Here is a 22,305-nt window from a genome sequence, read left to right on the forward strand (position 1 = left end):
GCGTGCTGGCGGACGGTTTCATGTCAGCGCTCCAGGTTGTCGAATTGAATGCGCGGGTCGACCCACACATAGCAGAGGTCCGAGATCAGCTTGGTCGCGAGCCCGATCAGCGTGAACAGGTACAGCGTGCCGAGCACGACCGGATAGTCGCGCCGCACGACCGACTCGTACGACAAGAGCCCGAGGCCGTCGAGCGAGAACAGCGTCTCGATCAGCAGGCTGCCCGTGAAGAACGCGCCGATGAACGCGGCCGGAAACCCGACGATCAGCGGCAGCATCGCGTTGCGGAACACGTGCTTCCACAGCACGGTGCGCTCGGCGAGCCCTTTCGCGCGCGCGGTCAGCACGTATTGCTTGCGGATTTCGTCGAGGAACGCGTTCTTCGTGAGCATCGTGATGACCGCGAAGCTGCCGACGACCGACGCCGTGATCGGCAGCGCGATGTGCCACAGATAATCGAGCACCTTGCCGGCGAGCGACAGCTGGGAAAAGTTGTCCGACGTGAGCCCGCGCAGCGGGAACAGCTGCCAGAACGAGCCGCCGCCGAACAGCACGAGCAGCAGCACGCCGAGCACGAAGCCCGGAATCGCATAGCCGACCAGCACGACGAGGCTCGTCGCGACATCGAACGGCGAGCCGTTGCGCACGGCCTTCGCGATGCCGAGCGGCACGGAGATCAGGTAGGTGACGAAGAACGTCCACAGCCCGATGCTGATCGACACCGGCAGCTTCTGCACGACCAGCGACCACACGCTCTGGTGGCGGAAGTAGCTGTCGCCGAGATCGAAGCGCGCGAAACGCTTCAGCATCAGCCAGTAACGCTCGAGCGGCGGCTTGTCGAAGCCGTACAGCGCCTTGAGCTGTGCGAGCTGCTGTGCGTCGACGCCGGTGTGCGCGCGCATTCCGAACGGCGCCGCGCCCTGCTCCGTCGCGCCCTTGCGCAGTTCCTGCACGGCCTGTTCGACCGGGCCGCCCGGCACGAACTGGATCACCGCGAACGTGAGCGTGAGCACGCCGACGAGCGTCGGGATCATCAGCAGCAGGCGTTTGAGGATGTAGCTCCACATAGGGCGTCGACTCGCGATCGATAGGCTGGGTTGAACGAAGGGCCGGCAGGCTTCAGTGATCGGGCTTGGCCCACCAGGTCGATACGACCCAGCCCTCGGCCGAATAGTACAGCGGCAGCGTTTGCGGATAGCCGAGCGTGCGCTTGTATGCGATCCGGTGCGTGGTGCTGTACCACTGCGGAACGGCGTAATAGCCGTGCATCAGCACGCGGTCGAGCGCATGCGTCGCGTCGAGCAGGTCCTCGCGCGTCTGCGCGGCGCCGAGCGCATGCAGCAGCGCGTCGACGGCCGGCGACTTCAGGCCGATGATGTTGTCGGAGCCCGGCTCGTCCGCGAACTTGCTGCCGTAACGCGAGAACTGCTCGGCGCCCGGTACCTGCACACCCGGCAGGCGAACCGTCGTCATGTCGTAGTCGAACGCGTCGAGGCGCTTCTGCAGCAGCGCGTAATCGGCCGTGCGAAAACGCGCGTCGATGCCGAGCTTCGCGAGATTGCGCTGGTAGGCGGTCACGACGCCTTCCATCGCCGCGCCCGAATCGTCGAGGATCTCGAACGTGAACGGCTCGCCCTGCGCGTTGCGCAACGCGCCGTCGCGGTAGGTCCAGCCGGCCTGCGCGAGCAGCGCGCGCGCCTTCAGCAGGTTCGCGCGCAGCGAGCCCGGCGGGTTCGTGTTCGGCTGCGTGACCATCGGGCCGAACACGGCCGGGTCGAGTTGCGTGCGCAACGGCTCCAGCAGCTTCAGTTCGCCCGGGCCCGGCGTACCGGTCGCCTGCAGGTCGGTATCGGCGAAATAGCTGTCGAGGCGCGTGTATGCGCTATAGAACAACTGGCGGTTCAGCCATTCGAAGTCGAACGCGAGATCGAGCGCCTGGCGCACGCGCACGTCGCGAAACAGCGGCCGGCGCAGGTTCATGAAGAAGCCCTGCATGCCCGCGCCGTTGTGCTGGCGGAACTCGCGCTTGACGAGCTCGCCGCTGTCGAAGCGCTTGCCGACGTCGCGCCGCGTCCAGTTGCGCGCGATGTATTCGACCAGCACGTCGTACTCGCCGGCCTTGAACGCCTCGAGCCGCGCGACGCCGTCGCCATAGAGCTTGTAGACGATCCGCTCGAAGTTGTCGGTCCCGACCCGCACCGGCAGGTCGGCGCCCCAGTACGCGGGATTGCGCCGATAGGTAATCGTGCGGCCGTTGTCGTAGCGCTCGATCAGGTACGGGCCGCTGCCGATCGGCTGCTCGAACGCGAGCTGGTCGAACGGAATCCGCGAACCGTCCGCGCGCAGCCCCCACTTGCGCGAGAACACCGGCACGCCGCCGGCGATCAGCGGCAGTTCGCGGTTCGTGCTGCGGAACTCGAAACGCACGGTCGCGGGATCGACCACCACCGCCTTCGCGATCTCGGCGAAATACGCGCCGAACTGCGGTGCGGCCTGCTTGCTCTTCAGCGTGTCGAACGAAAACCTGACGTCGTCGGCCGTGACCGGATCGCCGTTCGAAAAGCGCGCGCGCGGGTTCAGGTGAAACGTGACCGAGCGGCGGTCCGGCGCGATCGCGATGTCGTCGGCGAGCAGCCCGTAGGCGGATGCCGGTTCGTCCATGCTGCCGGTCGCGAGGCTCTCGAACAGCAGGTCGATGCCCGGTGCGGGGTTGCCGCGCATCGTGAACGGATTGAACTTGTCGAACGACGTGAGCCGGCTCGGGTTCGCGAGCACGAGCGTGCCGCCCTTCGGCGCGTCGGGGTTCACGTAGTCGAAATGCCTGAAGCCCGGCGGATATTTCGGCTCGCCGTACTGCGCGATCGCATAGGCCGCGTGCGCGGCGGTTGCAGCCAGTACCGCCTGTAGTGCCCATGCTGCCGCCGTGCGGCCGGCGGCCCGTACCGCATGCGCGGCGCTGAAGCGGATGCGGGTGGCGGCGGTCCGGGGCGAACCCTTCGTCATAGAGGCCCTGTCGGTCGATTGAGGGATGGAACGTGGGTCGATTCTACCCATTCAATTCGACGTCGAGCCAACTTGCGGGTTTTCGCGCATGGCACCGGCACGTTGCGGCTGCCGCGTGCGACTCGCACAGGCAAAGAAAAACCGCCCGGTGTTCAGTTCACACGGGCGGTTTTCCTTCGAGGGCGCGCACGCATCGCGCGTGCGCCGCAGATCGATCAGCGCCAGCCGTTGTGACGGCCGTTGTCCCAGTGACCGCGATCGCCGTGCCAGCCGCGGCCATGATGGCGATACCACTCGTCGCGGCCCCAGTAGCGGCGGCCGTCCCAGTAGCGATCGCCGTGCCAGCCGATCACGATCGCCGGGGCCGGCGCGTAGACGGGCGCCGGCGCATACACGGGCGCCGGCTGGTAGACGACCGGCGGAGGCGGCGGCGCATACACGGGCGCGGGGGCGACGTAGACCGGGGCCGGCACGCCGACGTTGATCCCGACATTGACTCCCGCCATTGCTGCGCCCGACACGAGCAAGGCCGTCATACCGGTCAAGAGCGAGGCAATACGCAAAGTCTTCATGGATTCCTCTTCGAGTTGTTTCGTGTGTGATTCGACTATAACGGCACGCACAGTCTCCGCATATTTCAAGTTTGTAAGAACTGATGCGCTGCATCGCACGTGGAAGCGTCCGCTAACGTCTTGTAACAATTGACGCGCTGCCGCGATGTCCGTTCCGCCGTTTCCTGAAACATCTTTCATCCTGGCCCGCGTCCGCGCCGAGCGACGCCACGCACACCGCGCGGCCACAATGACAAAGGCGGCACTCGCGTGCCGCCTTTGATGCATGAATGCGCATGGAGATCGTCCGCTGCGCCGCGATGCCGCTCAGCCGCTCTGGGCTCAGCGCGACATCATGTTCATGCTGACGTTGTGCATCACCCACAGCGTGCCGACGATCAGGATCGCCGCCGTCAGCACGGTGTAGCTGAACGCCATCACGTTCCAGCGTTGGCCGGACGAACCGTTCATGTGCAGGAAGTACACGAGGTGCACGACGATCTGCACGAATGCGAGCACGGCGAGCGCGATCAGCGATGCGTGCGGCGACAGCACGCCGCCCATCACGAGGCCGAACGACGCGGCCGTGAGCAGCACCGACAGGATGAAACCGGCGACATAGCCGCCGACGCTGCCGTGCCCTTCTTCGAGTTGCGACGAATGCGAATGGGCCATTTAGATCACGCTCGCGAGATAGACAAAGGAAAACACGCAGATCCACACGATGTCGAGGAAGTGCCAGAAGAGGCTCAGGCACGTCAGACGCCGCAGGTCGCGATCGGTCAGGTCGCCGCCGCGCAGCACGATCTGCCCGGCGAGCACGATCATCCACACGAGGCCGGCCGTCACGTGCAGCCCGTGCGTGCCGACCAGCGTGAAGAACGCCGACAGGAACGCGCTGCGCTGCGGGCCCGCGCCTTCCGCGATCAGGTGCGAGAACTCGCGCAGCTCCATCGCGAGGAACGCCGCGCCGAGCACGAATGTCACCGCGAGCCACGCGAGCAGCGCGCCGCGCCGCTGCTTGTACGCGGCCAGCATCGCGAAGCCGTAGGTGATGCTCGACAGCAGCAGCGCGGCGGTTTCCACCGCGACGCCCGGAATGTCGAACAGGTCCTTCGCGGTCGGACCGCCCGCGTACTGGTTGCCGAGCACCGCGAACGTCGCGAACAGCGCCGCGAAGATCACGCAGTCGGTCATCAGGTACAGCCAGAAGCCGAACACCGAGTGCGACGGCGGATGGTCGTCGTGCTCGAGCAGGGTTGCGCTCAGGGTTTTCTGCAACATCAGTTGGCCTCCAGTTCCACGTCGTCGACACGCGTGGCCACGCGCGCCGCCGGTTGCTTCTCTTCGATCCTGCGCACCTTCGACGCCGGGATGTAGTAGCCGTCGTTGTCACGCGAGCTGTAGACCACGAGCGTCGCGACGATGCCGACCAGGCCGCCGATCGCCATCCACCAGATGTGCCACACCAGCGCGAAGCCGAGCACCAGGCTGAAGACCGCGACCACGAGACCCGCGCACGTATTCGACGGCATGTGGATGTCGCGGATCGCCGCCGGGTTCGGCCGGCCGTCGCCGCGTGCCTTCATGTCGGCGTACGCGTCGAGCGTGCGCACTTGCGGGATCACCGCGAAGTTGTACTCGGCCGGCGGCGACGAGGTCGCCCATTCCAGCGTGCGGCCGCCCCACGGGTCGCCCGTGGTGTCGCGATATGCCGGCAGGTTGCGGTTGCGGATGCTGACCACCAGTTGCAGCAGCTGGCACGCGATGCCGATCGCGATCAGCACGGCGCCGAACGCGGCGACCAGCAGCCACGGATGCCACGCCGGATTGTCGTAGTGGTTCAGGCGCCGCGTCATGCCCATGAAGCCGAGCACGTACAGCGGCACGAACGCGACGTAGAAGCCGACCTGCCAGAACCAGAACGCAGCCTTGCCGAGCTTCTCGTTCAGCTTGAAGCCGAACGCCTTCGGGAACCAGTAGTTGAAGCCCGCGAGATAGCCGAACAGCACGCCGCCGATGATCACGTTGTGGAAGTGCGCGATCAGGAACAGGCTGTTGTGCAGCACGAAGTCCGCGCCCGGGATCGCCATCATCACGCCGGTCATGCCGCCGAGCGTGAACGTGACCATGAAGCCGATCGTCCACAGCACCGGCGTCGTGAATTCGATCCGGCCGCGGTACATCGTAAACAGCCAGTTGAACACCTTCACGCCGGTCGGGATCGCGATGATCATCGTCATGATGCCGAAGAACGCGTTCACGTTCGCACCGGAGCCCATCGTGAAGAAGTGATGCAGCCACACGAGGAACGACAGCACCATGATCGCGCAGGTCGCATACACCATCGTCTTGTAGCCGAACAGCGGCTTCTTCGAGAACGTCGCGATGACTTCCGAGAAGATGCCGAACGCCGGCAGGATCAGGATGTACACCTCCGGATGGCCCCACGCCCAGATCAGGTTCAGGTACAGCATCGCGTTGCCGCCGGCTTCGTTCGTGAAGAAGTGCATGCCGAGGTAGCGGTCGAGGCCGAGCAGCGCGAGCGTCGCGGTCAGGATCGGGAACGACGCCATGATCAGCACGTTCGTGCAGAGGGCCGTCCACGTGAACACCGGCATCTTCATCAGCGTCATGCCCGGCGCGCGCATCTTGATGATCGTCACGAAGAAGTTCACGCCGGTCAGCAGCGTGCCGACACCCGAAATCTGCAGCGCCCACAGGTAATAGTCGACCCCTACCCCCGGGCTGAACTGCAGCTCCGACAGCGGCGGATACGCGAGCCAGCCGGTCTGCGCGAACTCGCCGATCACGAGCGAGATGTTGATCAGGATCGCGCTGACCGCCGTCATCCAGAACGAGAGCGAGTTGATGAACGGGAACGCGACGTCGCGCGCGCCGATCTGCAGCGGCACGACGAGGTTCATCAGGCCGACCATGAACACCATCGCCATGAAGAAGATCATGATCACGCCGTGTGCCGTGAAGATCTGGTCATAGTGGTGCGGCGGCAGGTAGCCGGGCGCGTTGTACGCGAGCGCAAGCTGCATGCGCATCATGATCGCGTCGGCGAAGCCGCGCAGCAGCATGATCAGCGCGACGATGATGTACATCACGCCGAGTTTCTTGTGGTCGACCGTCGTCAGCCATTCCGTCCACAGCCACTTCCAGCGGCCGGTGATCGTCAGTGCGGCGAGAATGCCCAGCACGACCAGCCCCATGAAGGCGCCGGCCACCATGATGATGGGCTGATCGAACGGGATCGCCGCTAGTGTGAGTTTGCCCAACATGCGTTACCCCTTCGTGCCGCAGGCGGCGTCCTTCAGATCGAGGACGTGGCCATCGTTGTATTTCGCGATGATGTTGTGGAAGAGCCGCGGATCGACCGACGAGAAGTAGCGCACGGGCGCCTTCTCGCTCGGCTGCGCGACGGTGCCGTACACGGTCGCATCGAGCCGGTCGGGCGAGGCCTTGACCTTCTGCACCCATGCGTCGAACTGTTCGCGCGGCTCGGCGAGCGTGCGGAACTTCATGTCGGAGAAGCCGCGGCCGCTGAAGTTGGCGGACGTGCCCGCGTAGTCGCCGGCTTCATCGGCGATCAGGTGCAGGCGCGTCTGCATGCCGGCCATCGCATAGACCTGGCCGCCGAGCTGCGGAATGAAGAACGAGTTCATCACCGAGTCGGACGTGATGCGGAAATTCACCGGCGTGCCGACCGGAATCGCGAGCTGGTTCACCGACGCGATGCCGAGTTCCGGATAGATGAACAGCCACTTCCAGTCGAGCGCGACGACCTCGACGTCGATCGGCTTCACCGACGACTCGAGCGGCTTGTACGGATCGAGCTCGTGCGTGGTTTTCCACGTGAGCACGCCGAGGAACAGGATGATCAGCGTCGGCACCGTCCAGATCACGACCTCGATCGCGGTCGAGTGCGACCAGTTCGGCGCATAGGCGGCGTTGCGGTTCGATGCGCGGTAACGCCACGCGAACCACAGCGTGAGCAGGATCACCGGCACGACGACGATCAGCATCGCCCATGTCGAGGTCGCGATCAGCGCCTTTTCGGCGGCCCCGACGCTTCCTTTCGGATTTAGTACATCTAAATTACAGCCTGACAGGCTCAGCGCCGCGCCGATCGATATCAGCGCCGTCCAGCCTTTTGAAGCTCTTCTTTTCATCACACAGCCCGAGGGTCATTGAATCCGTTGCGTTTGCCCGATGCGCATTCGATCCACGAAAGTGGCCGAATCATACGTCGCGCGGGCGCGGCGAAAAACCGGTGGGTGCGACAAATCATCATTGCAGAATCCGCAGTGAGACAGATTGTCGCGGGGCAATTTCACGCAGCCGGGAGGCGGCCGCGGGCCTCGGGTCTCACGCCGAGGGCCTTGAGACGGCCGAAATCGGCGAAAAACCGCGGGCTCGTGTCCGCCCTGCCCCGATGAATGCGCGCGCAACGATGTCCGCATCGGCACGCGATGCGGACCTCGTGCGCGGCGTCACGCGCTCAGCCGTGCGCCGCGGCCATGTACGCCGGCTGCGCCGGTGCGCCGCCGTCCCCGGCCGGCAGCTTCGAACGGCTCGCTTCCTCGATCAGCCGTGCGACGGTCGGATCGATCGCGTCGGTGAACGGCTTCGGATCGACGCCCACCATCAACACGATCAGCGCGAGCGACGCGAACATCACGATCTCGCGACGGCTCAGGTCGGCGAGCTTCGCGATACGCGGACCCGCGATCTTGCCGAACACGACGCGCTTGACCATCCACAGCGTGTACGACGCGCTGAGGATCAGCGTGAGCGCCGCGATCGCGCCGATCCAGAAGTTGACGCGGATCGCGCCCATGATGACCATGAACTCGCCGACGAAGCCCGACGTGCCCGGCAGGCCGACGTTGGCCATCGCGAACAGCAGCGCGAACGTCGCGAAGCGCGGCATCACGCCCGCCACGCCGCCGTACGCGGCGATCTCGCGCTGCTTCGTGCGATCGACCAGCACGCTCACGCACAGCAGCATCGCACCCGCGACGAAGCCGTACGACACGAGCTGCACGATCGCGCCTTCGACGCCGATCTGGTTGAACAGGAACAGCCCGAGCGTGACGATCCCCATGTGCGCAACCGTCGAATACGCGAGCAGCTTGCCGAGATCGGTCTGGGCGAGCGCGATCAGGCTCGCGTAGACGATCGCGAACAGCGACAGCGCGATCACGGCCGGCGCGAAGAAGTGGCTCGCGTCCGGCGTGATCGGCAGCGCGAAGCGCAGGAAGCCGTAGCCGCCGAGCTTGAGCATCGCGAGCATCAGCGCGGCACCCGTCGGGCCGTCGGTGTAGACGTCGCGCAGCCACGTATGAACCGGCCACATCGGCACCTTGACCGCGAACGCGGCGAAGAAACCGAGGAACACCAGCAGCTGCGGCGCGAAGCCGAGCTGCAGCGTGCGCCATGCGTTCATGTCGAACGTATGCGACTTCGCGTACAGGTACAGCATCGCCATCAACAGCAGCAGCGAACCCGCGAACGAGATGAAGAAGAACTTCACGGCCGCGTAGACGCGATGCTCCCTGCCCCACGTGCCGATCAGCAGGTACAGCGGAATCAGCGTCGCCTCGAAGAAGATGAAGAACAGCAGCCCGTCCTGCGCGACGAACACGCCGACCATCAGCCCCGACAGGATCAGGAACGACGCGTAGTACTGCGCGACCCGCACCGTCACCGCTTCCCACGACGCGATCACGACGACGAGCGTCGTGAAGGCGGTCAGCACGACGAGCCACAGCGACGCGCCGTCGATCCCGACACGCCAGCCGGCGTTGAAAGCCGCCAGCCAGTTGCGGGTTTCGGCGAACTGCATCGCGGCCGAGTGCGAATCGAAACCGGTGACGAGCGGCACGACGGCGGCCAGCCCCGCGAGTGCGCCGACCAGCGCGATCAGCCTCGTGCGATGCGGATGACGGTCGGAACCGGCGCGCAGCAGGCACGCGCCGAACAGGATCGGAACCCAGATCGCCAGGCTCAGAAAGGGGAAATCATGCATGTCAACAGGCCTTGAGAGGGTCGCGCGCTGCATCGGAAACAGGCGTGACGAAGGAAACGAAATCAAATCGACAGATAGATTTCGCGGACCGCCAATGTTGGCAAAATGTAAAGCGGAATCAGGGCAAAGTTTGACGCCGCTCAAGCGCAATCGGGTTAACCAGCATAAGGCGAATGATTATTTTTTGCATCGCAGCAGAGGAGCTTTTCACGACGCCCGGATAGATCGCTGATTTTTATGCGTAATTTTTCGTATTGTAATGCGACGCCGATCGCACGAATCGGTGCGATGCCGCATTTTTGGCCGGAAGACCGATTCTTCGGGGCGCAAGCGTGGAATGCGGGGAAGGATGAATGAGAGCGATTCAATCCTTACACGGATACTTTCATTTTTATTTCACCGGCCGCCGATCGCCGCGATCCGGAACACCGGAAATCGCGGCGCATTCCGTCAGCGTTGATGGCTCAGCCTGTCCCATACGCGCATCGTCACCGCGCGATAGTGGTTGTGTTGCGCGGGGAAATGGACGAAGCGGCTGTCGCGCGTCGCATAGACCGGCGATGACGCGAGCGACATCGCATCGACGATGTAGCGCGCGTCGATCATGCCCGCCTCCAGCAGTTCGACATAGAGCGCCTGCTGGTCGCCGCCGCTCGCATAGACCGACGACCGATCGCCGATGCGCTCGATGCGCGCACATATGCGCTCGACCAGTTCGCGCATCGGCGCGACGTTACGCACGCCGATCATGCACGAGTTGATCGCCCAGGCCGTGTGGTCGGTGCCGATCACGAAATCGCGGCCGTCGATCACGCCGTCGACCGTCTGGCGCTGGTCGATCGCGAGGATGTCGGCGTCGACCCAGAACACGAACGCGTGATCCGGCAGATGTTCGCGAATCAGGTGCAGCTTCGCCCAGTTCGCATCGACGCCGGCCGGCAGGAGCGCGGGCGGTTCGCGATACGCGTGGTACGCATAGCCGTGTCGCGTGCAGTAGCGAACGAAGTTCTCTTCGTGAAGATCGCCGTAACCGGCGATGTGCGACGTGTGCAGGCTCACGAACGCAATGCTTGCATGCGGGTTCAGGTGTCGCGCCGGTTCGCGCGGGCGTTGCTGCGCGGTGCGCCAGTCGTCCATCGCGCTCGGCTGCTCGCCCCGCTGGACACGCGCCGCGTCGTCGACGAGCGCGAGCACGTAGCGAAAGTCGTAGTCGGGCGTCGGCACCCATACGCCATCGATCTGCTGCCATTCGGGCGCCTGGTGCGCCACGAGCGGATGCGCGCCGACGACCGCGTCGATCGCTAGCCCGTCGCGCCATACCGTCTGGGCCGACGCGAAATGGCCGGTCGCGAGCGGCTGGTCGAACGGCAGCGGCGGGAAGTGCTCGGCAAGCAGCGTCGCCTCGCATGCGTGTTGCCGCTCGGGCAGGCGCATCGCCCACTTGCCGAGCTCGACCACCAGCTTGCGCAAGCACTCGCGCACGTCGGGCACGTTGCGAAAGATCATGCCGCTCGCGGCGGGCAACGACGACTTCGAGGTCTGCGTCGTGACGATCGCGTCATAACCGTCCGCGACGGCCGGCAACGCATGCTGGCCGAACACGACCGAGAACGGATCGAGCACGAGCAGCAACGCGCCCTGCTCCATCGCGACGAGCTGCGCGATGATCGCGTGGTACTTGTGCAGCACCTGCTGGCGCTCGCCGTACACGTGCGTGCCGTCGACGATCGCGTGCCGGTAGCCGTGGGCCCGCGCGTAACGTTCGTGATTGTCGACGAGCCCGTCGACGGGACGGTGCGAAAGGATGGTCAGTACGGAATGCATGCGTGCCGGAACTCCCGATTGAGCCGCGCGAGGCGATACGCCTATTTAGCGCATGAGCGCCGCCCGAGTCGAGCATTGATTGGCTGTCCGGACGAAGCGTGGCGCCGGGCGGTGCGTGCGGAAACGACGCCGGAAAAGAAAAAGCCCCGCAAGTCCGAGAACTTGCGGGGCTTTGTCACCGCTTTTGGCGGAGACGGAGGGATTCGAACCCTCGATCCAGGTTTTGGCCCAGATGCTCCCTTAGCAGGGGAGTGCCTTCGACCTCTCGGCCACGTCTCCCAAACTTTCGCTCGCACCAGGGAGGCAGTGCGACGAGAACGAGATAATATAGGGTTTCGAACCGTGCGTCAATTTCCGTGATGCATTTTCTTCAATACATCACGAAAAAATTCACGCGGCCTGGTCGAGTTCGAATGCCTTGTGCAGCGCGCGGACGGCCAGCTCCATGTATTTCTCGTCGATCAGCACCGAAATCTTGATTTCGGACGTCGAGATCATCTGGATGTTGATGCCCTCTTCCGACAGCGTGCGGAACATCTTGCTCGCGACGCCCACGTGCGAACGCATGCCGACGCCGACGACCGACACCTTCGACACCTTCGGGTCGCCCTGCACGCGCTCGGCGCTCACATGGCCCTGCACCTGGTTGGTGAGGATGTCCATCGCCTTCTGGTAGTCGCCGCGGCCGACCGTGAACGTGAAGTCCGTCTTCCCTTCGACGCTCTGGTTCTGGATGATCATGTCGACGTCGACGTTCGCGTCGGCGACCGGGCCGAGGATCTGATACGCGATGCCCGGCTTGTCGGGCACGCCCATCACCGCAATGCGTGCTTCGTCGCGCTGGAACGCGATGCCGGAAATGACTGCCTTTTCCATGGTCTCGTCTTCTTCAAAAGTAATCAGGGTGCCCGAGCGCATTTCTTCGTCGAGCGCAATCAGCGGATCGGTCAGGCTCGACAGCACGCGCGTCTTCACCTGGTATTTGCCGGCGAATTCGACCGAGCGGATCTGCAGGACCTTCGAGCCGAGGCTGGCCATTTCCAGCATTTCCTCGAACGTCACGCGATCGAGGCGTCGCGCCTCTTCGACCACGCGCGGGTCGGTCGTGTAGACGCCGTCGACGTCCGTATAGATCAGGCACTCTTCGGCATCCAGCGCGGCCGCGACCGCCACCGCCGACGTGTCCGAGCCGCCGCGGCCCAGCGTCGTGATGTGGCCGTCCGGATCGACGCCCTGGAAGCCCGTGATGATCACGACCTTGCCGGCGTTCAGATCGGCCTTCACGCGCTCGTCGTCGATCGAGTGGATGCGCGCCTTCGTGAACGCGCTGTCCGTCTTGATCGGCACTTGCCAGCCGGCATAGCTCACGGCCTCGACGCCGATTTCCTGCAGCGCGATCGACAGCAGGCCGACGCTGACCTGCTCGCCGGTCGACGCGATCATGTCGAGCTCACGCGGGCTCGGCTGGCTCGAAATCTCTTTCGCGAGACCGAGCAGACGGTTGGTTTCGCCGGACATCGCGGACGGCACGACCACCATCTGGTGCCCGGCCTGATGCCATTTTGCGACGCGTTTCGCGACGTTCTTGATGCGCTCGACCGAGCCCATCGAAGTGCCGCCGTATTTGTGTACGATGAGTGCCATTGTCGTTCTGAACTGGAGGAGAAGCCGCACGGGCGCGCTGGGCAGGCCGCGTTGCCGTTCGGTCACGCGGCTTGTGGCTGTGGACGGACGACGAGGGGGACGGCTGGGACGCAACACGCAAGCGTGACGGATTTTGCCCGGAAGGCCGATCAGGCCGCGCAAACCGGGTACGTCACGCGGAAAACCTGCACAAATCGCTCAAAAATCGAGCCGAGCAAACGACCGAGCGTACCCGATAGAGGCCCGCTTGACAAGCCGCTCGCCGGTTCGGCAAGCGTTCCGGCGCTGTTTACCAAATGGTGAAAACCGGCGCGCGATCGCGCGGCGGCAAGCGTGTCGCCGCTATGCGATCAGCAGGTCGGGACGCCATTCGATCCGGCGCCACGCGCCGGCATCGGCCAGCCCGTCGCCGTGATTCACGCCGAGCCGCGGCACGTAGACGAGCCGCTCGCCCGCAAACAACAGCGGCACGTCGCGCTGCCAGGCCGGCACGCCGCGCTCCTGGAACAGGTTCTTCAGCGTGCGGCCCGGGCCGCCGGGCGACGTACGCAGCCGCTCGCCGCCCGCGCGGGCGCGCGCGGCGAGCGTCGCGCCGCGCAGCAGCGCCTCCGGCACCGCGCCGTCGCTGCCGGCCTCGGCCGGCGCGAACACGAACGTGCCGCGCCATGCCGGCACGCGCCAGACTTCCTGGCCGTCCCACGCGAGCGAGGATTCGGGATGCGGCGTTCCGGTGCCGTCGTCGGCCGGCTCGGCGCTGTCGCCCGCCTCCCAGTACACGGTGTCGCGATAGAGCCGCAGGCACTGCCCCGCGTGATCGACCCGCAGCGCATGCGCGTCGTGCGCGGCGCGCAGCTGCCGCATCATGTTCGCCAGCCGCCCCGCCGACGCACCGGGCAGCCCGAGCCGGCGCATCCAGAAACGCAGCAGGTTGGCGCCGCGCGTATCGTCGAACGCGACCAGCGCATCGCGCGACAGCGCGCGGCCGTCGTCGCGCGCGGCGCCGGCGAAATCCAGTTCGGCGAGATCATCGAGCAGCCGCTGCGCGGCGGCCGCATGCTGGGCCGCGCGGCCCAGCGCATCGCGAAAACCCGGGAAATGCACGGCGAGCGCCGGCAGCACGTCGATGCGCAGCGCATTGCGGGCGTAGCGCGTGTCGCCGTTCGATTCGTCGTCGATCCACGTCAGCGCGCGCTGCGCCGCATAGCGCTCCAGTTGCGCGCGCAACAATCGCAACAGCGGCCGCACGCGCTCGACGCTTGCGCCGTCAGGCCGATAACGCGGTGCCATCGCGGCCAGGCCCGCGATCCCCGCGCCGCGCAACAGCTGAAGCAGCACGGTCTCCGCCTGGTCGTCCGCATGCTGCGCGACCCAGAGCGCGGCCACGCCGTGGCGCTCGCACATCGCGTCGAGCGCCGCATAACGGCGCTCGCGCGCGGTCGCCTCGATGCCGAGGCCGCTGTCGCGCGGCACATCGACACGCTCCGACTCGAACGCGACGCCAAGTTGCCCGGCCGTCGCCTGCGCATGCGCGACCCATGCGTCAGCGTTCGCGCTAAGGCCGTGGTGCACGTGCAGCGCGACGCAACGCGCGGCGCCCGCCACACGCACGGCCGCGTCGAGCAGCACCGTCGAGTCGAGGCCGCCGCTGTACGCGATCGCGATGCGCGCATCGGCCGGCAGATCGGCAAGCGCAACGCCGACCGCGTCGAGGACGACACGGTCGGCGGAGAATTCGGTCGGGGGGATCACGAGCGAGACGCGCGCCGGACGGCGCGCGATGCGAACACGCCGGTCATGCGCCGGGCGTGGTTTCCTTGAACTTGCCGTAGGCCATCAGGCGCTCGAAGCGGCGCTCGCGCAGCGCATCGATGCTCATGCCCTGGAACTGGCGCAGCGAATCGGCGAGCGCACGGCGCAGCAACGCTGCCATGCCCTTCGGATCGCGGTGCGCGCCGCCGAGCGGCTCGTTGATGATCTTGTCGATCAGGCCCAGCGCCTTCAGGCGATGCGCGGTCAGGCCCAGCGCTTCCGCGGCCTCGGGCGCCTTCGCGGCGCTCTTCCACAGGATCGACGCGCAGCCTTCCGGCGAGATCACCGAGTAGGTCGAGAACTGCAGCATCATCACGGTGTCGGCCACGGCGATCGCGAGCGCACCGCCCGAACCGCCCTCGCCGATCACGGTCGTGATGATCGGCGTCTTCAGTTCGGCCATCACGTACAGGTTGCGGCCGATCGCCTCCGACTGGCCGCGCTCTTCCGCGCCGATGCCCGGGTATGCGCCCGGCGTGTCGACGAACGTGAAGATCGGCAGCCCGAATTTCTCGGCGAGACGCATCAGCCGTTCTGCCTTGCGATAGCCTTCCGGACGCGGCATCCCGAAGTTGCGCGCGGCGCGCTCCTTCGTGTCGCGGCCCTTCTGATGGCCGATCACCATGCACGGATGGCCGCCGAAGCGCGCGAGGCCGCCGACGATCGACAGGTCGTCCGCGAACGCGCGGTCGCCATGCAGTTCGTGAAAATCGGTAAACAGTTCCGCAACGTAATCGAGCGTGTACGGACGCTGCGGATGCCGCGCGATCTGCGAGACCTGCCACGGCGACAGGTTCGCGTAGAGGTCCTTCGTCAGTTGCTGGCTTTTCTTCGACAGCCGCTCGATTTCTTCCGAAATATCGACAGCCGAGTCGTCCTGCACGAATCGCAGCTCTTCGATCTTGGCCTCGAGTTCGGCGATCGGCTGTTCGAAATCCAGAAACGTGGTCTTCATGTGTTCGAATCCTTGGGTCTTGCGGCAGCGCGTATTCTACCCGCGCGGGCGACGTGCAAAACCGGCTCTCAACTATTGATGTTTAAAACCCGATAGCCGTCAATCGACGTCGGCGTCCGGTGCGTCGAGGCTGCGCCACATGTACCAGGTCGCGACGGTACGCCACGGCTCCCAGTTGGCGGCCACTTCACGCGCCTCGCTGCGCGTAACGGGCTCCCCGCTGAAGTAATTGACGCTGATCGCGCGGATCAGGCCCGGATCGTCGAGCGGCAGCACGTCCGGCCGCGACAGGTTGAAGATCAGGAACATCTCGGCCGTCCAGCGGACGATGCCGCGGATCTGCGTGAGTTCCGCGATCACGTCCTCGTCGTCCATCGACGTCCATTTGTCGACGTGCAGCGCGCCCGACACGAAGTGTTGCGCGAGATCGAGAATATATTCCGTCTTGCGCTTCGACAGCCCGCACGCGATCAGCTTGTCCGCGCCGAGCCGGATGACCGGCTGCGGTGCGAGTTTCGGACACGCATCCTCGATGCGCGCCCACAGCGCCTGCGCGGACGGAACCGAGATCTGCTGGCCGACGACCGAACGCGCGAGCGTGACGAACGGGTCGCCGCGCTTCACGAGATGCGCGGGGCCGAACTTCGGGATCAGCTTCTTCAGGATGCGGTCGCGCTTGACGAGATCGGCGCTCGCTTTATCCCAGTACGCGGGACGCACGACGCCATCGGCGCCGTCGACTGCCGCATCGGCTGCCCGCACCTTGCGGGCCGCGTCGGCGGCCGCCATCGCGACCTCCGGCTGCGCCGCGTCCACGCCCTTCGCGCGCGCGGGCTTTGCATGACCGTTGAGCGCGCCGTTCGGCACGGCGCGCGTCGCGTCCGCCTTCGCCGCTGGCGCGCGCTTGGCTGCCGGACGCGCGGCGAGCGGAGTCGCACGCCTGACCGGCGCTTTTCTGGCCGTTGCCATCCTGCCTCCTACCTGACGGATCGGTCAGTGGAACGCATCGCGCTCATACGCGACGCCATTCGGTCGATCCGCCCGGTTTGTCTTCAAGTGCGATACCGGCGTCGAGCAGTTCCGCCCGAATCCGGTCCGCTTCGGCATAGTCCTTCGCTTGCTTCGCCGCGACACGCGCGGCGATCTTCGCTTCGATTTCGTCGGCTGCGAGCCCGCCCGCCTGCGCGGCACCGGTGCCCTGCTGCAGGAACGCGCGCGGTTCGCGGCCGAGCAGGCCCAGGAGGCCCGCCAGTTGTTTCAGTTGCCGCGCGAGCGATGCATCGCGCGTGCGATTGACTTCACCCGCCAGTTCGAACAGCGTCGCCACCGCGACCGGCGTGTTGATGTCGTCGTTCATCGCGGCCGCGAAACGCTGCGCGTGCGGCTCGTTCCAGTCGAGCGCGAGCGTGTCGGGCTCGACATCCTTCAGCGCCGTGTACAGGCGCGTGAGCGACGCGCGCGCGTCGTCGAGATGCACGTCGCTGTAGTTGAGCGGCGACCGGTAGTGCGTGCGCACGATGAAGAAGCGCATGACCTCGGCGTCGTACCGCTCGAGCACTTCGCGGATCGTGAAGAAGTTGCCGAGCGATTTCGACATCTTCTCGTTGTCGACCTGCACGAAGCCGTTGTGCATCCAGTAGTTGACGAACGTCTGGCCGGTCGCGCCTTCGCTCTGCGCGATCTCGTTCTCGTGGTGCGGGAATTGCAGATCCTGCCCGCCGCCGTGGATGTCGAAATGCTCGCCGAGCAGCGTGCAGCCCATCGCCGAGCACTCGATGTGCCAGCCCGGCCGGCCCATCCCGTACTTCGATGCCCACGACGCACCGTCGGGCTCGTCCTCCTTCGCGCGCTTCCACAGCACGAAGTCGAGCGGATCCTGCTTCGCATCGTTTGCGGCAACGCGCTCGCCCGCGCGCAGGTCGTCGAGCGACCTGCCCGACAGCTTCCCGTAGTTCGCGAACTTGCGCACCGAATAGTTGACGTCGCCGTCGCTCGCCTGGTACGCGTAGCCGTTCGCCTCGAGCTTCTCGATCATCCCGAGCATCTGCGGAATGAACTGCGTCGCGCGCGGCTCGATGTCCGGACGCTGGATGCCGAGCGCCGCCTCATCCTCGTGCATCGCGCCGATGAACCGGTCGGTCAGCGACTTGATCGTCTCGCCGTTCTCGACCGCGCGGCGGATGATCTTGTCCTCGATGTCGGTGATGTTGCGCACGTACGTGACCCGATAGCCGATCGCACGCAGCCAGCGCTGGACGAGGTCGAACACGACCAGCATGCGCGCGTGGCCCACGTGACAATAGTCGTAGACGGTAATCCCGCATACGTACATCCGCACTTCGCCTGACTGGCGCGGCACGAAAACTTGCTTGTCACGCGCGAGCGTGTTGTAGATGCGCAGTGATTCCATAGAGATGAACCGTGAGCCGAAGGAAACCGCCCTGGCGAAGCTCGCCCAGCATGCGAAACGCACGGACCACCTGCTGCGGCTCGCCGCCGCGCGTCCTCGTTATCACATGGGGCGGTCAGGCTGCAAGCACAGCGGTGACGGCCACGAGAGGCAAAGAAAGACTGTCTGCCGCTCGCCGGAACGCGCAGACGTTTTGTTAGAATGGCTCGGAGTATAACATTCCGATTTACGCCTATGAAACCTCATCGCGGCCGCGCGCCGAGCGCTGCGACCCTCGTTGCGACCGCCGTCATGGGCGTCGCACTGACGCTGTTCGCAGCCCCCGCGGCGCATGCGCAGAAGGCCCCGGCCACCGCCGACGGCACGCCCGAAATCGACGCGTCGATCTCCGGCAAGCAATGGAAACAGGCGCTCGCGCAACTCGACGCGCGCATCGCGGCGAATCCGCACGACGTGCAGGCGCAGTTCAAGCGCGGCACCGTGCTCGCCCGCCTGAACCGCGACGACGACGCGATCCAGCAGTTCATCGCGATCACGCAGGCCTACCCCGAACTGCCCGAACCGTACAACAACCTCGCGGCGCTCTACGCGAAGCACGGCCGCTACGACGAAGCGCGCAGCGCGCTCGTCACCGCGACGCAATCGAACCCGAGCTACTCGCTCGCATACGAGAACCTCGGCGACCTCTATCTGCGCCTCGCGGCCGAATCGTACAAGCGCGCGCAAGCGCTCGGCCGCACGAGCGGCGCGACCGCACAGCGCCTCGCCGACCTGCAGAAGATCGTGTCGCCGCCGAAGCCGGCCGCCAACGCGCGCGGCGTCACGCCGGCCACGCGCGCATACACCGATCGCGCCGCCGCAAACGTGAGCACCACCACGCTGCCGATATCGCCGACGTTCCAGTTCAACGGTCCGTCCGGTGCGCTGGCAGCGCCGTACGTCGCGCCGTCGCAGTAAGCGGCGCAACCTTCCCTCCCTCCCAACCTGAGGATCGCAATGAAACGTCTGTTGCTGGCGCTTGGCGGCGCCGCCCTTCTCGCGACCGCGCCCGCGTTCGCGCAATCGGCCACCGCGCACCCCGTCGTGCAGCTGAAGACCTCCCAGGGCGACATCCGTGTCGAGCTCTACCCGGAGAAGGCGCCGAAGACGGTCGCCAACTTCCTCGACTACGTGAAGGCCGGCCAGTACAACGGCACGATCTTCCATCGCGTGATCAAGGGCTTCATGATCCAGGGCGGCGGCTACAAGACCAACTTCGAGGAGAAGCCGACCCGCGCGCCGATCCCGCTGGAAAGCCGCAATGGTCTGAAGAACCTGACGGGCACGATCGCGATGGCGCGTACCAGCGATCCGAACTCGGCCACCGCGCAGTTCTTCATCAACACGGTCGACAACAGCGGCCTCGACTACCCGAACCCGGACGGCAACGGCTATGCGGTGTTCGGCAAGGTCGTGTCGGGCCTCGACGTCGTGAAGAAGATCGAAGGCGTGGCGACGACCTCGCGCGGCCCGATGCAGGACGTGCCGGCCCAGCCGGTCCTGATCGAATCGGCCAGCATCGTTTCGAAATAAGCACCTGCCGGCACGTCCGGCGCCACACGCGGCCGCGTCGCACGACCGGCCGCGTGCCATTTAAACCGCCTCACCGAAGGAATTCATCATGGTTGAACTGCACACGAACCACGGCGTGATCAAGCTCGAGCTGGACGCCGCGAAGGCACCGAAGACGGTCGAGAACTTCCTCAACTACGTGAAGAAGGGCCACTATGACGGCACGGTGTTCCACCGTGTGATCAACGGCTTCATGATTCAAGGCGGCGGCTTCGAGCCGGGCCTGAAGCAGAAGCCGACCGACGCGCCGATCGACAACGAAGCGAACAACGGCCTGAAGAACGACAACTACACGATCGCGATGGCGCGCACGAACGATCCGCACTCGGCGACCGCCCAGTTCTTCATCAACGTGAACGACAACGATTTCCTGAACCACTCGTCGCCGACGCCGCAGGGCTGGGGTTACGCTGTGTTCGGCAAGGTTGTCGAAGGCCAGGATGTGGTCGACAAGATCAAGGGCGTCAAGACGGGCAACGCGGGCTTCCACCAGGACGTCCCGACCGACGACGTCGTGATCGAAAAGGCCGTGGTGGTCTGACCCACAGCCGTTACGGAGGCACTTCGATGTTGCAGGAGAGTCCGCCGCGAAGCGTCTCCGCGGGCGTGCCGGGCGAGCGCGAATACGCGCAAGCCGCACGCCCGTTCCTGTTTCTCTCCGATCTGCACCTGAGCGAGGCGATTCCGAAGACGGTCGCCGCGTTCGAGCATTTCGTGAAATACACGGCCGACAGCGCCGACTCGGTGTTCATCCTCGGCGACCTGTTCGAATACTGGATCGGCGACGACGTGCTCGACCACGATCCGTTCGCGGCACGCATGGCCGCGCTGATGCATACGTTCTCGGAGCGCGGGATCGCGCTTTACGTGATGCACGGCAATCGCGATTTCCTGCTCGGCCGGCGCTTCATGAAGGCGGCCGGCGCGATGCTGCTGCGCGACCCGGCGCTGATCACGTCGTTCGGCCAGCGCATCGTGCTCACCCACGGCGACGCGCAATGCACGGCCGATCGCGGCTATCAGATATTTCGGCGGTTTGCCCGCAATGGCCTCGCGCAGGCGCTGTTTCTCGCGTGGCCGTTCCGCTGGCGCCGCGCGCTCGCGCAACGGATGCGCTCGAACAGCGAAGCGGGCCGGATGCGCCCCGCTTCGGCGATCTACGATGTCACGCGTGAAGGCATCGCCGCGCTGTTCCGGAAGAGCCGTGCGAGCGTGATCATTCACGGCCACACGCATCGCCCCGCGCGCCACCTCGAACCGGGCGGGATTCGCTGGGTACTGCCCGACTGGGATCTCGACCACGGCATGCCGCGCGGCGGCTATCTGCGCGTCGACGCCGAAGGCATCCACGCGATGCCGCTCGACTGACGCGAGCGACACGACCGCAGCTGCCGGCGGCCGCCGGCACGCGCCGCGTTACGCCTGGCGCTCGACCGCCTTGCCTTCCAGCACCGCCGACAGCCTGCGCAGATCGAGACGCGCCGCGTCCGCGCCCTGCAGCGTTTCCAGATGCGTGCCGAGCTGCTCGAGCGCCGCGACGATCTCGTCGACGCGCCGGCTTTCCTTCGCCGCGTGGTCGATCAGGCCGTGAATCGCGAGCGACATCGGGTCGTCCGCGTTCGGCGTGATCCCGTACGCGCAGAACGCGGCGCGCTCGGGCTGCGGCTTCGGTTGCGCCGGCATCACGATGCGCGCCGGATTGCCGACCGCGGTGCCGCCTGCCGGCACCGGCTTCACGACGACCGCGTTCGAACCGATCTTCGCGCCCGCGCCGACCGTGAAACCGCCGAGCACCTTCGCGCCCGCACCGACGATCACGCCGGCCTCGAGCGTCGGATGGCGCTTCGCGCCGCGCGTGAGCGACGTGCCGCCGAGCGTCACGCCCTGATAGATCGTGCAGTCGTCGCCGACGATCGCGGTTTCGCCGATCACGACACCCATCCCGTGATCGATGAACACGCGCCGGCCGATCGTCGCACCCGGGTGGATCTCGATACCCGTCAGGAAGCGCCCGGCCTGCGACGCGAAGCGTGCGAGCCAGTAGCGCTTCGCGCGCCAGCACGCATGCGCGAAGCGATGCAGCACGAGCGCGTGCAGCCCCGGATAACAGGTCAGCACTTCCCAGGCACTGCGAGCGGCGGGATCCCGCTCGCGAATCGTCGCAACGTCTTCGCGCAGTCTGGTGAACATGATCGGGTCTGGGCTGGGGAAAAGGCCGGCACGCCCGCCGGCAACGGCCGGTCGTTATCGCGCCGGGTAATTTGCTTATGATGTCCGGCGATTGTAGGGCCACTCGCCCGCGGCCGCACAGCGTCGCGCGTTCACCCCGTCGGCGGCGCGGGTATTCGCGCGGGACGCCCGTCGTGGCCGGGTAACGCGGTCATGCGCGTCATGCGGTCATCCGATGGCCGGGCACGGACCGGGCACCACCGTCGCGGCGACCGATGCGACACGCCGG

General features: G+C 65.9%; 19 protein-coding genes, 1 tRNA gene and 1 pseudogene. 5 read left to right on the top strand and 16 right to left on the bottom strand.

Annotated features, from left to right (window positions below; genetic code table 11):
* Positions 1 to 23: 23 nt before the first annotated feature.
* The 11 genes from DID98_RS03640 to DID98_RS03700 all read right to left on the bottom strand — a co-directional run bounded on the left by DID98_RS03640 (position 24) and on the right by DID98_RS03700 (position 13,062).
* Positions 24 to 1,067: a microcin C ABC transporter permease YejB gene (locus DID98_RS03640; protein ID WP_124488275.1), complete on the bottom strand. Its 1,044-nt coding sequence runs from the start codon at positions 1,065 to 1,067 to the stop codon at positions 24 to 26.
* 52 nt (positions 1,068 to 1,119) lie between these two features.
* A complete protein-coding gene (locus DID98_RS03645) occupies positions 1,120 to 3,003 on the bottom strand; it encodes an extracellular solute-binding protein (RefSeq protein WP_124570250.1) in 1,884 nt (627 codons plus the stop codon).
* A 215-nt stretch (positions 3,004 to 3,218) separates the two neighbouring features.
* Positions 3,219 to 3,575 (bottom strand): hypothetical protein, encoded by a 357-nt coding sequence (locus tag DID98_RS03650; RefSeq protein WP_044848002.1) that lies wholly within the window; start codon positions 3,573 to 3,575, stop codon positions 3,219 to 3,221.
* A 321-nt stretch (positions 3,576 to 3,896) separates the two neighbouring features.
* The gene (gene cyoD, locus DID98_RS03655) at positions 3,897 to 4,229 is read right to left on the bottom strand and encodes a cytochrome o ubiquinol oxidase subunit IV (protein ID WP_011352504.1); all 333 of its coding nucleotides are present in this window, start codon (positions 4,227 to 4,229) and stop codon (positions 3,897 to 3,899) included.
* Entirely contained in the window at positions 4,230 to 4,838 is a 609-nt protein-coding gene (cyoC, locus tag DID98_RS03660) for a cytochrome o ubiquinol oxidase subunit III (protein ID WP_044847968.1), read from the bottom strand.
* Positions 4,838 to 6,844 carry a cytochrome o ubiquinol oxidase subunit I gene (gene cyoB, locus DID98_RS03665; RefSeq protein WP_124570251.1) on the bottom strand — a complete coding sequence of 669 codons (2,007 nt, stop codon included), beginning with the start codon at positions 6,842 to 6,844 and terminating at the stop codon, positions 4,838 to 4,840. Before cyoB ends, cyoC begins: the two co-directional genes overlap by 1 nt.
* A gap of 3 nt (positions 6,845 to 6,847) precedes the next feature.
* On the bottom strand, positions 6,848 to 7,735 hold the full coding sequence (cyoA, locus tag DID98_RS03670) for a ubiquinol oxidase subunit II (RefSeq protein WP_044847970.1): 888 nt from the start codon (positions 7,733 to 7,735) through the stop codon (positions 6,848 to 6,850).
* 329 nt (positions 7,736 to 8,064) lie between these two features.
* Positions 8,065 to 9,594: a NuoM family protein gene (locus DID98_RS03680; RefSeq protein ID WP_124488279.1), complete on the bottom strand. Its 1,530-nt coding sequence runs from the start codon at positions 9,592 to 9,594 to the stop codon at positions 8,065 to 8,067.
* Between the two features lie 450 nt (positions 9,595 to 10,044).
* A complete protein-coding gene (locus tag DID98_RS03690; protein ID WP_124570252.1) occupies positions 10,045 to 11,418 on the bottom strand; it encodes a hypothetical protein in 1,374 nt (457 codons plus the stop codon).
* A 185-nt stretch (positions 11,419 to 11,603) separates the two neighbouring features.
* Positions 11,604 to 11,697, bottom strand: a tRNA-Ser gene (locus DID98_RS03695).
* 111 nt (positions 11,698 to 11,808) lie between these two features.
* The gene (locus DID98_RS03700; RefSeq protein WP_040144529.1) at positions 11,809 to 13,062 is read right to left on the bottom strand and encodes an aspartate kinase; all 1,254 of its coding nucleotides are present in this window, start codon (positions 13,060 to 13,062) and stop codon (positions 11,809 to 11,811) included.
* On the opposite strand from DID98_RS03700, the pseudogene DID98_RS36570 reads away from it, so the two are divergent.
* Positions 13,045 to 13,282: pseudogene (locus DID98_RS36570) on the top strand (hypothetical protein); the annotation flags it as partial. The gene DID98_RS03700 and the pseudogene DID98_RS36570 sit on opposite strands and share 18 nt — an antisense overlap.
* Positions 13,283 to 13,404: 122 nt before the next feature.
* Here the strand turns inward: DID98_RS36570 and tilS are convergent.
* The 4 genes from tilS to cysS form a co-directional block, all read right to left on the bottom strand.
* On the bottom strand, positions 13,405 to 14,811 hold the full coding sequence (gene tilS / locus DID98_RS03705; RefSeq protein ID WP_124522113.1) for a tRNA lysidine(34) synthetase TilS: 1,407 nt from the start codon (positions 14,809 to 14,811) through the stop codon (positions 13,405 to 13,407).
* A 43-nt stretch (positions 14,812 to 14,854) separates the two neighbouring features.
* The gene (locus tag DID98_RS03710; RefSeq protein ID WP_006478433.1) at positions 14,855 to 15,826 is read right to left on the bottom strand and encodes an acetyl-CoA carboxylase carboxyltransferase subunit alpha; all 972 of its coding nucleotides are present in this window, start codon (positions 15,824 to 15,826) and stop codon (positions 14,855 to 14,857) included.
* A 99-nt stretch (positions 15,827 to 15,925) separates the two neighbouring features.
* Entirely contained in the window at positions 15,926 to 16,795 is an 870-nt protein-coding gene (locus DID98_RS03715; protein WP_124570253.1) for a DNA-3-methyladenine glycosylase, read from the bottom strand.
* A gap of 43 nt (positions 16,796 to 16,838) precedes the next feature.
* Positions 16,839 to 18,236: a cysteine--tRNA ligase gene (gene cysS, locus DID98_RS03720; RefSeq protein ID WP_124570254.1), complete on the bottom strand. Its 1,398-nt coding sequence runs from the start codon at positions 18,234 to 18,236 to the stop codon at positions 16,839 to 16,841.
* A 234-nt stretch (positions 18,237 to 18,470) separates the two neighbouring features.
* Between cysS and DID98_RS03730 the strand changes: the two genes are divergently transcribed.
* From DID98_RS03730 to DID98_RS03745, 4 genes are all read left to right on the top strand, one after another.
* Positions 18,471 to 19,193 carry a tetratricopeptide repeat protein gene (locus tag DID98_RS03730; protein WP_185640822.1) on the top strand — a complete coding sequence of 241 codons (723 nt, stop codon included), beginning with the start codon at positions 18,471 to 18,473 and terminating at the stop codon, positions 19,191 to 19,193.
* 39 nt (positions 19,194 to 19,232) lie between these two features.
* Positions 19,233 to 19,808, top strand: a complete 576-nt coding sequence (locus tag DID98_RS03735) for a peptidylprolyl isomerase (RefSeq protein WP_012364186.1) — start codon at positions 19,233 to 19,235, stop codon at positions 19,806 to 19,808.
* Positions 19,809 to 19,896: 88 nt separating this feature from the next.
* Complete coding sequence (locus DID98_RS03740) at positions 19,897 to 20,388, top strand: peptidylprolyl isomerase (RefSeq protein WP_006483987.1); 492 nt, start codon at positions 19,897 to 19,899, stop codon at positions 20,386 to 20,388.
* A gap of 26 nt (positions 20,389 to 20,414) precedes the next feature.
* The gene (locus DID98_RS03745; RefSeq protein ID WP_124570255.1) at positions 20,415 to 21,215 is read left to right on the top strand and encodes a UDP-2,3-diacylglucosamine diphosphatase; all 801 of its coding nucleotides are present in this window, start codon (positions 20,415 to 20,417) and stop codon (positions 21,213 to 21,215) included.
* Positions 21,216 to 21,263: 48 nt separating this feature from the next.
* Here the strand turns inward: DID98_RS03745 and cysE are convergent, their stop codons facing one another.
* A complete protein-coding gene (cysE, locus tag DID98_RS03750) occupies positions 21,264 to 22,037 on the bottom strand; it encodes a serine O-acetyltransferase (RefSeq protein WP_044847978.1) in 774 nt (257 codons plus the stop codon).
* Between the last annotated feature and the right edge of the window lie 268 nt (positions 22,038 to 22,305).

The sequence above is a fragment of the Burkholderia sp. Bp8984 genome (assembly GCF_003853755.1).
Taxonomy (GTDB): domain Bacteria; phylum Pseudomonadota; class Gammaproteobacteria; order Burkholderiales; family Burkholderiaceae; genus Burkholderia.

Coding starts and splice junctions, on each gene's coding strand:
- DID98_RS03640 (WP_124488275.1), bottom strand. CDS start 1,067: ATGTGGAGCTACATCCTCAAACGCCTGCTGCTGATGATCCCGACGCTC.
- DID98_RS03645 (WP_124570250.1), bottom strand. CDS start 3,003: ATGACGAAGGGTTCGCCCCGGACCGCCGCCACCCGCATCCGCTTCAGC.
- DID98_RS03650 (WP_044848002.1), bottom strand. CDS start 3,575: ATGAAGACTTTGCGTATTGCCTCGCTCTTGACCGGTATGACGGCCTTG.
- cyoD (WP_011352504.1), bottom strand. CDS start 4,229: ATGGCCCATTCGCATTCGTCGCAACTCGAAGAAGGGCACGGCAGCGTC.
- cyoC (WP_044847968.1), bottom strand. CDS start 4,838: ATGTTGCAGAAAACCCTGAGCGCAACCCTGCTCGAGCACGACGACCAT.
- cyoB (WP_124570251.1), bottom strand. CDS start 6,844: ATGTTGGGCAAACTCACACTAGCGGCGATCCCGTTCGATCAGCCCATC.
- cyoA (WP_044847970.1), bottom strand. CDS start 7,735: ATGAAAAGAAGAGCTTCAAAAGGCTGGACGGCGCTGATATCGATCGGC.
- DID98_RS03680 (WP_124488279.1), bottom strand. CDS start 9,594: ATGCATGATTTCCCCTTTCTGAGCCTGGCGATCTGGGTTCCGATCCTG.
- DID98_RS03690 (WP_124570252.1), bottom strand. CDS start 11,418: ATGCATTCCGTACTGACCATCCTTTCGCACCGTCCCGTCGACGGGCTC.
- DID98_RS03700 (WP_040144529.1), bottom strand. CDS start 13,062: ATGGCACTCATCGTACACAAATACGGCGGCACTTCGATGGGCTCGGTC.
- DID98_RS03710 (WP_006478433.1), bottom strand. CDS start 15,826: ATGAAGACCACGTTTCTGGATTTCGAACAGCCGATCGCCGAACTCGAG.
- DID98_RS03715 (WP_124570253.1), bottom strand. CDS start 16,795: ATGGCAACGGCCAGAAAAGCGCCGGTCAGGCGTGCGACTCCGCTCGCC.
- cysS (WP_124570254.1), bottom strand. CDS start 18,236: ATGGAATCACTGCGCATCTACAACACGCTCGCGCGTGACAAGCAAGTT.
- DID98_RS03730 (WP_185640822.1), top strand. CDS start 18,471: ATGAAACCTCATCGCGGCCGCGCGCCGAGCGCTGCGACCCTCGTTGCG.
- DID98_RS03735 (WP_012364186.1), top strand. CDS start 19,233: ATGAAACGTCTGTTGCTGGCGCTTGGCGGCGCCGCCCTTCTCGCGACC.
- DID98_RS03740 (WP_006483987.1), top strand. CDS start 19,897: ATGGTTGAACTGCACACGAACCACGGCGTGATCAAGCTCGAGCTGGAC.
- DID98_RS03745 (WP_124570255.1), top strand. CDS start 20,415: ATGTTGCAGGAGAGTCCGCCGCGAAGCGTCTCCGCGGGCGTGCCGGGC.
- cysE (WP_044847978.1), bottom strand. CDS start 22,037: ATGTTCACCAGACTGCGCGAAGACGTTGCGACGATTCGCGAGCGGGAT.